A 7,945-nucleotide genomic window follows, 5' to 3' on the forward strand; every position below is an offset into this window, starting at 1 on the left:
GGTCGAAACATCTTTCCTGAACTGGGAGGTTCCCACCCATGGCTAGCACCGGTAACGAAGACAAGCTCCGCGACTACCTCAAGCTGGTCACCGCCGACCTGCGGCGCACGAAGCAGCGACTGGAGTCCGTCGAGGCCCGGGACAACGAGCCGATCGCCATCGTCGGCATGGCCTGCCGCTTCCCCGGCGGCATCGCCTCGCCCGAGGACCTGTGGCGGCTCGTCGCCGACGGCGCCGACGCGGTGGGCGAGCTGCCGGACGACCGGGGCTGGGACGTGGAGTCGCTCTACGACCCGGAGCCGGGCAAGCCGGGCAAGAGCTACGTGCGCCACGGCGGATTCCTCGCCGGAGTCGGCCACTTCGACGCGGAACTCTTCGGCATAGCCCCGCGCGAGGCCCTGGCCATGGACCCCCAGCAGCGCCTGCTGCTGGAGTCGGCGTGGGAAGCCATCGAACGGGCCCGCATCAACCCCGCGTCGCTGCGCTCCACGGCGACCGGCGTCTTCGTCGGCGGCGCCGACACCAACTACGGCTCGCTCGCCAGGCAGAGCGACGAGACCGAGGGGCATCTCCTCACCGGCGGCGCGACCAGCGTCCTGTCCGGCCGCATCGCCTACACGCTCGGCCTGGAAGGCCCGGCCGTGACGATCGACACGGCATGCTCGTCGTCCCTCGTGGCGCTGCACCTCGCCGTACGCGCCCTGCGGTCGGGCGAATGCTCGATGGCGCTGGCGGGCGGCGTCGCGGTGATGCCGACGACCAGCCTGTTCACCGAGTTCTCGCGGCAGCGCGGGCTCGCCGCCGACGGCCGGTGCAAGCCGTTCGCCGAAGCGGCCGACGGCACCTCCTGGGCCGAGGGCGTCGGAGTCCTGCTGGTCGAGCGGCTCTCGGACGCCCGGCGCAACGGCCACCAGGTGCTGGCCGTCGTGCGCGGCACGGCCGTCAACCAGGACGGCGCCAGCAGCCGCCTCACCGCCCCCAACGGCCCCTCGCAGCAGCGCGTCATCCGCGCGGCCCTGGCCAATGCCCAGCTCTCACCCGACCAGGTCGACGCGGTGGAGGCGCACGGCACCGGCACGACACTCGGCGACCCCATCGAGGCACATGCCCTGCTGGCCACGTACGGTCAGGACCGCCCGCAGGACCGGCCGCTCCGGCTCGGCGGCATCAAGTCGAACATCGGCCACGCGCAGGCTGCGGCAGGCGTCGCCGGTGTCATCAAAATGGTCATGGCGATGCGGCACGGTGTGCTGCCGAAGACCCTGCACGTGGACGAGCCGTCCTCGCACGTCGACTGGAGCGCCGGAGCCGTCGAGCTGCTGACCGAGCGGACCGACTGGCCGCAGACCGGCCGGGCGCGCCGCTCGGCGGTGTCGGCCTTCGGCATCAGCGGCACGAACGCGCACGTCGTACTCGAACAGGCCGAACCCGCCGAAGCCCCCGGGCAGGAGGGCGAACCGGCGGTCGAACCCGGCCTGGTGCCGTGGGTGCTGTCGGGCAGGACCGAGGCGGCACTGCGCGCACAGGCCGCACGCCTGCTGTCCCACGTGGAGGCCGCGGGCCCGGCCGGGCCGGCACTGACGGACGTCGGCTTCTCGCTTGCGACGAGCCGGGCGAGCTTCCCCCACCGAGCGGTCGTGCTCGCCACGGACCGCAAAGCCGTGGTGCGGGCTCTGTCCGCTGTGGCGGCGGGTGAGGCGGCCGCGGGCGTGGTGGAAGGCCTGGTGCGCTCGGGCCGGTCTGCGTTCTTGTTCTCGGGTCAGGGTTCGCAGCGGTTGGGGATGGGGCGTGAGTTGTACGGCCGGTTCCCGGTGTTCGCCGAGGCGCTGGATGCGGTGTGTGCGGGGCTGGACGAGCATTTGGACCGTCCGCTGCGGGATGTGATGTGGGGCGAGGACGGGGGGTTGTTGAGCCGGACGGTGTACGCGCAGGCCGGGTTGTTCGCGGTTGAGGTGGCGTTGTTCCGGTTGGTGGAGTCGTGGGGTGTGCGCCCGGACTTCGTGGCGGGTCATTCGATCGGTGAGGTTGCTGCTGCGCATGTGGCGGGTGTGTTCTCGTTGGCTGATGCGTGTGTGTTGGTGGCGGCTCGTGGCCGGTTGATGCAGGCGTTGCCGGTGGGTGGTGCGATGGTGGCGGTGCAGGCGACCGAGGACGAGGTCCTGCCGTGCCTGGGCGATGGCGTCTCGATCGCGGCCGTCAATGGTCCGACGGCCGTGGTGGTTTCCGGTGCCGAAGACGCTGTTGAGGCGGTTCGGTCGCACTTCGAGGGTCTGGGTCGTAAGACGAGCAGGCTGCGGGTTTCCCATGCGTTCCACTCGCCGTTGATGGAGCCGATGCTGGCGGGTTTCCGCGAGGTTGTGGCGGGTCTGTCCTTTGGTGCTGCGGGCATTCCGGTTGTGTCGAACCTGACGGGTGAGCTGGCTTCGGACGAGCAGCTGTGTTCTGCTGATTACTGGGTGCGGCATGTGCGCGAGGCGGTTCGTTTCGCTGATGGTGTGCGGGCGCTGCTGGCCGAGGGTGTGACGCGGTTCCTGGAGCTGGGCCCGGACGGTGTTCTGTCCGCCATGGCCCGGGAGTCGGTGCCGGACGACACCGCCGTACTCGTCCCCGCACTGCGCAAGAACCGGCCGGAGGAGCAGGCGCTCGTCGCAGCCTTGGCGCAGCTGTCCGTGCAGGGCGCCGACGTCGACTGGCCGGAGCTCTACGAGAGGACCGGCGCCCGGCATGTCGACCTGCCGACGTACGCCTTCCAGCACGAGTGGTACTGGCCGAAGCCGGCACCGGCCGCTACCGGCGATGTCAGTGCGGCGGGCCTGGAGGCCACGGATCACCCGCTGCTGAGCGCATCGGTGGAACTGTCCGACAGCGACGGCTTGTTGTTCACTACACGACTGTCCCTCCAGTCCCATCCCTGGCTGGCCGACCACGTCGTGATGGGCTCGGTGCTGCTGCCGGGTACGGCGTTCGTCGAACTGGCGATCCGTGCCGGTGACGAGGTCGGCTGCGACCGGGTCGAGGACCTGACCCTGGCCGCACCGCTCGTCCTCCCCGAACAGGGCGGCCTGCAGCTGCAGTTGCGCCTCGGGCCTGCCGACGACTCCGGCAGCCGTTCCCTCAGCGTCCGCTCCCGGCTCGAAGGAGCCGGTGACCAGCCCTGGACCCAGCATGCGACCGGTGTGCTGGCCGTGGGCGAGCACACGGCCGACTTCGACGCTCTCCGGAGCGACGCCGCATGGCCGCCAGCCGGGGCCGAACCGGTGGACCTGAACGGCCTCTACGAGGGCATGGCCGAGGGCGGCTTCGAGTACGGCCCGCTCTTCCAGGGCATGCGCACCGCCTGGCGGCGCGGCGACGAGGTGTTCGCCGACGTGGTGCTGCCGGACGCCGCCGAAGGCGAGGCCGCGGCATTCGGACTCCACCCCGCACTGCTGGACGCCGCCTTGCACGTCACCGCCTTCAACGGCATGCCGCGAGGCGTGGTGCCGTTCTCATGGGAAGGCGTCTCCCTGCACGCCTCCGGTGCCGCGGCGGTGCGCGTACGGGTCGCCCGTACCGGGGACGAATCCGTGTCCGTGGCGATCGCCGACACGGACGGCGGGCCGGTGGCCTCGGTCGAGACGCTGGTCCTGCGTGCCGTCGCCGAGGGCGGCCGGTCGGGCAGCGCGGGCGGGTTCGACCAGGACTCCCTGTTCCAGGTGGAGTGGTCACCCCTTCCGGTCCCGGCCCTGGCGGTCGACGCCCTGGTGGTTCTGGGACCGGATGCCGAGGAAGCCTGGGGCGGGCTCTCGGTGGACGCCTACGCGGACCTGGCGTCGCTGGTGAACGCGGAAGCGGATGTACCAGGTGTGGTGCTGGTGCTGGTGTCGCCGGCCTCGGCGGTCGGCTCCGGCTCCGGTTCGGGCTTGGGCTCGGGTTCCGGTTCGGGTTCGGGTTCGGGTTCGACTGTGGTGGAGTCGGTTCACGGGGCTGTGTCGCGGGCGCTGGGGCTGGTGCAGTCGTGGCTGGCCGATGAGCGGTTCGCGGAGTCGCGTCTGGTGTTCGTGACGCGGGGCGCGATGACGGGTGAGGACCTTGCCGGGGCTGCGGTCTGGGGCCTGGTCCGCTCCGCGCGGTCGGAGAACCCGGGACGCTTCGGGCTGGTGGACCTGGACGGTGGGGACGACGTCCTGGCGGTGCTGCCCCGGGCGCTCGCGCTGGACGAGCCGCAGTTGCTGGTCCGTGATGGTGAGGTGCTGGCGGCCCGGCTTGCCCGGGTACCGGTGCCTGTGCCGGTGTCGGCGTCGTCGGCGGGTCCGGTGTGGGGTGCGGACGGCACGGTGCTGATCACCGGTGGCACGGGTGGTCTGGGTCGTGTGGTGGCCCGGCACCTGGTGGCCGGGCATGGTGTGCGGAGTCTGCTGCTGGTCAGCCGTCGCGGCCCGGAAGCCGAGGGCGCCGAGGAACTGATCGCGGAACTGGCTGCTGACGGTGCCGCCGCGACCATCGTCGCCTGCGACGTCGCGGACCGTGCGGCGGTGGCAGAACTGATCGGGCGGTATCCGGTCTCGGCTGTGGTGCACACCGCCGGTGTGATCGACGACGGTGTCATCGGCGCCTTGACGCCGGAGCGGCTGGCGGCCGTGCTGCGCCCGAAGGTGGACGCGGCGTGGAACCTGCACGAGGCCACCAAGGAGCTGGATCTCTCCGCGTTCGTGGTCTTCTCTTCGGTCTCCGGCACCTTCGGCGGTCCGGGGCAGGGCAACTACGCGGCCGGCAACACCTTCCTGGACGCGCTCGCACGGTTCCGCCGCGCGGAGGGGCTGCCCGGTGTGTCGCTGGCTTGGGGTCCTTGGACCCAGGACGGCGGAATGACCGGCACCCTGTCCGACGTCGACATTCAGCGGATCGCCCGCTCGGGCATGCCGGAACTCTCGCCCGCCGAAGGCGTGGCCCTGTTTGACGCCGCACTCGCCACTGATGAGGCGGTGGTGCTCCCTGTGCGCTTCGACCTCGCGGCGCTGCGGGCGCACGGTGACATTCCCGCGCTGCTGCGCGGGCTGATCCGGACGCGTGCGCGCCGGTCGGTCACCGCAGGCTCGGGCGTAGTCTCCGCCGGTCTGGTGCAGCGGTTGGCGGGGCTGGCGGTGGCCGAGCGTCGTGAGGTGTTGCTGGATCTGGTGCGTGGGCAGATCGCGGTGGTACTGGGGCATGCGGATGCGCAGACGGTGGATCCGACCCGCGCATTCCAAGACCTCGGGTTCGACTCCCTGACGGCAGTGGAACTGCGCAACAGGCTGAACAAGGCGACGGGTCTGCGGTTGACAGCCACCGTGGTGTTCGACTACCCGACGGCGGACGTGCTGGTGGGCTTCCTGCTGGATGAGCTGTTCGGCGCGGAGTCTGCCGAGGGGTCGTCGGCGTTGGTGCCGGCGGGTGTGTTGCCGCCGGTGGCCGACGACCCGGTAGTGATCGTGGGTATGAGTTGCCGGTATCCGGGTGGTGTGTCCTCGCCCGAGGATCTGTGGCGGCTGGTGTCCGAGGGTGTGGACGCGGTGGGTGGGTTCCCGACCGATCGTGGCTGGGACGTGGAGGCGTTGTACAGCGCGGACCGGGAGGTGCCGGGTACGTCGTACACGCGGTCCGGTGGGTTCCTCTACGAGGCGGGGGAGTTCGATCCCGACTTCTTCGGAATGAGTCCTCGTGAGGCGTTGGCGACGGATTCGCAGCAGCGTTTGTTGCTGGAGACGACGTGGGAGGCGTTGGAGCGGGCGGGTATCGACCCGGTGTCGTTGCGGGGCAGCCAAACGGGCGTCTTCGCAGGCATCATGTACAACGACTACGGAAACATGCTCGTCGGCGACGAGTTCGAGGGCTTCCGGGGCAACGGCAGCGCCCCCAGCATCGCGTCCGGCCGCGTGTCGTACACGTTCGGCTTCGAGGGCCCGGCCGTGACAGTCGACACAGCATGCTCGTCGTCCCTGGTCGCACTGCACTGGGCAGCGCAGGCCCTGCGGTCGGGGGAGTGCTCGCTGGCGGTCGCCGGTGGTGTGACGGTGATGTCGACACCGACGACGTTCGTCGAGTTCTCGCGGCAGGGCGGGTTGTCGGCGGATGGCCGGTGCCGTTCGTTCGCCGATACGGCGGATGGTGTGGGCTGGTCCGAGGGTGTCGGCATGCTGGTGCTGGAGCGGCTGTCGGATGCTCGCCGTAACGGTCATCGTGTGTTGGCTGTGGTGCGTGGTTCGGCGGTGAATCAGGATGGTGCGTCGAATGGTTTGACGGCGCCGAACGGTCCGTCGCAGCAGCGGGTGATCCGGCAGGCGTTGGCGAGTGGTGGGTTGTCCGCTGCGGATGTCGACGTGGTGGAGGCGCACGGTACGGGTACGACGCTGGGTGACCCGATCGAGGCGCAGGCGTTGCTGGCGACGTACGGCCAGGACCGGCCCGGCGACCAGCCGCTGTGGCTGGGCTCGGTGAAGTCGAACATCGGTCACACGCAGGCTGCGGCAGGTGTCGCCGGTGTGATCAAAATGGTCATGGCGATGCGGCATGGTGTGCTGCCGCAGACGTTGCACGTGGACGAGCCTTCCACGCACGTGGACTGGTCGGCCGGAGATGTTGAGCTGCTGACCGAACCAGTTGAATGGGTGGAAAGCGGTCGTCGGCTTCGGGCGGGCGTGTCCTCGTTCGGCATCAGTGGCACCAACGCTCACGTGATCCTTGAGCAGCCCGAGCCGGCCGAGGTGCCGACGCAGGAGGACAGGCCTGCGGTCGAGCCCGGTGTGGTGCCGTGGGTGCTGTCGGGCAAGACCGAGGCGGCACTGCGAGCACAGGCCGCCCGCCTCCTGAACCATGTGCAGGGACAGTCCGGACTACCCTCCGCGAGCATCGGTTTCTCCCTGGCGACGGAACGGTCGAGTTTCACCCACCGTGCGGTGGTCCTGGCGTCCGACCGGGAGAGCGTCGTACGCGCCCTGTCCGCGTTGCTGGTCGGAGAGCCGGCCGCGGGCGTGGTGGAAGGCCTGGTGCGCCCGGGCCGGTCTGCGTTCTTGTTCTCGGGTCAGGGTTCGCAGCGGTTGGGGATGGGGCGGGAGTTGTACGGCCGGTTCCCGGTGTTCGCCGAGGCGCTGGATGCGGTGTGCGCGAAGCTGGACGAGCATCTTGATCAGCCGGTCGCCCAGGTGATCTGGGGTGATGATGCCGAGCTGGTGAACGAGACGGTGTACGCGCAGGCCGGTTTGTTCGCGGTTGAGGTGGCGTTGTTCCGTCTGGTGGAGTCGTGGGGTGTGCGCCCGGACTACGTGGCCGGTCATTCGATCGGTGAGGTCGCTGCCGCGCATGTGTCCGGGGTGTTCTCCCTCGCTGATGCGTGTGCGTTGGTGGCGGCTCGTGGCCGGTTGATGCAGGCGTTGCCGGTGGGTGGTGCGATGGTGGCCGTCCAGGCTGGTGAGGACGAGGTCCTGCCGCACCTGACGGATGAGGTTTCCGTCGCGGCCGTCAACGGTCCGACGGCCGTGGTGGTTTCCGGTGCCGAAGACGCTGTTGAGGCGGTGCGTGCCCACTTCGAGGGTCTGGGTCGTAAGTCGAGCAGGCTGCGGGTCTCGCACGCGTTCCACTCGCCGTTGATGGAGCCGATGCTGGCGGGCTTCCGCGAGGTTGTGGCGGGTCTGTCCTTTGGTGCTGCGGGCATTCCGGTCGTGTCGAACCTGACCGGTGAGCTCGCTTCGGCCGAGCAGCTGAGCTCTGCTGACTACTGGGTGCGGCACGTGCGCGAGGCGGTCCGTTTCGCCGACGGCATGCGTACCCTCCTGGCCGAGGGCGTGACGCGGTTCCTGGAGCTGGGCCCGGACGGAGTCCTGTCCGCCATGGCTCAGGAGTCGGTGACCGACGCCGACACCGCCGTACTCGTCCCCGCACTCCGCAGGAACAGGGACGAAGCACCCACTCTGCTCACTGCGTTGGCACA

General features: G+C 70.0%; 1 protein-coding gene. It reads left to right on the forward strand.

The genetic code is table 11. The features are described from left to right. Positions 1–83: 83 nt before the first annotated feature. On the forward strand, positions 84–7,945 hold a 7,862-nt coding region (locus AB0F13_RS27025), incomplete at its 3' end, for a type I polyketide synthase (protein ID WP_362087558.1).

It is taken from the genome of Streptomyces sp. NPDC026206 (genome assembly GCF_040638465.1).
Classification (GTDB): Bacteria; Actinomycetota; Actinomycetes; order Streptomycetales; family Streptomycetaceae; genus Streptomyces.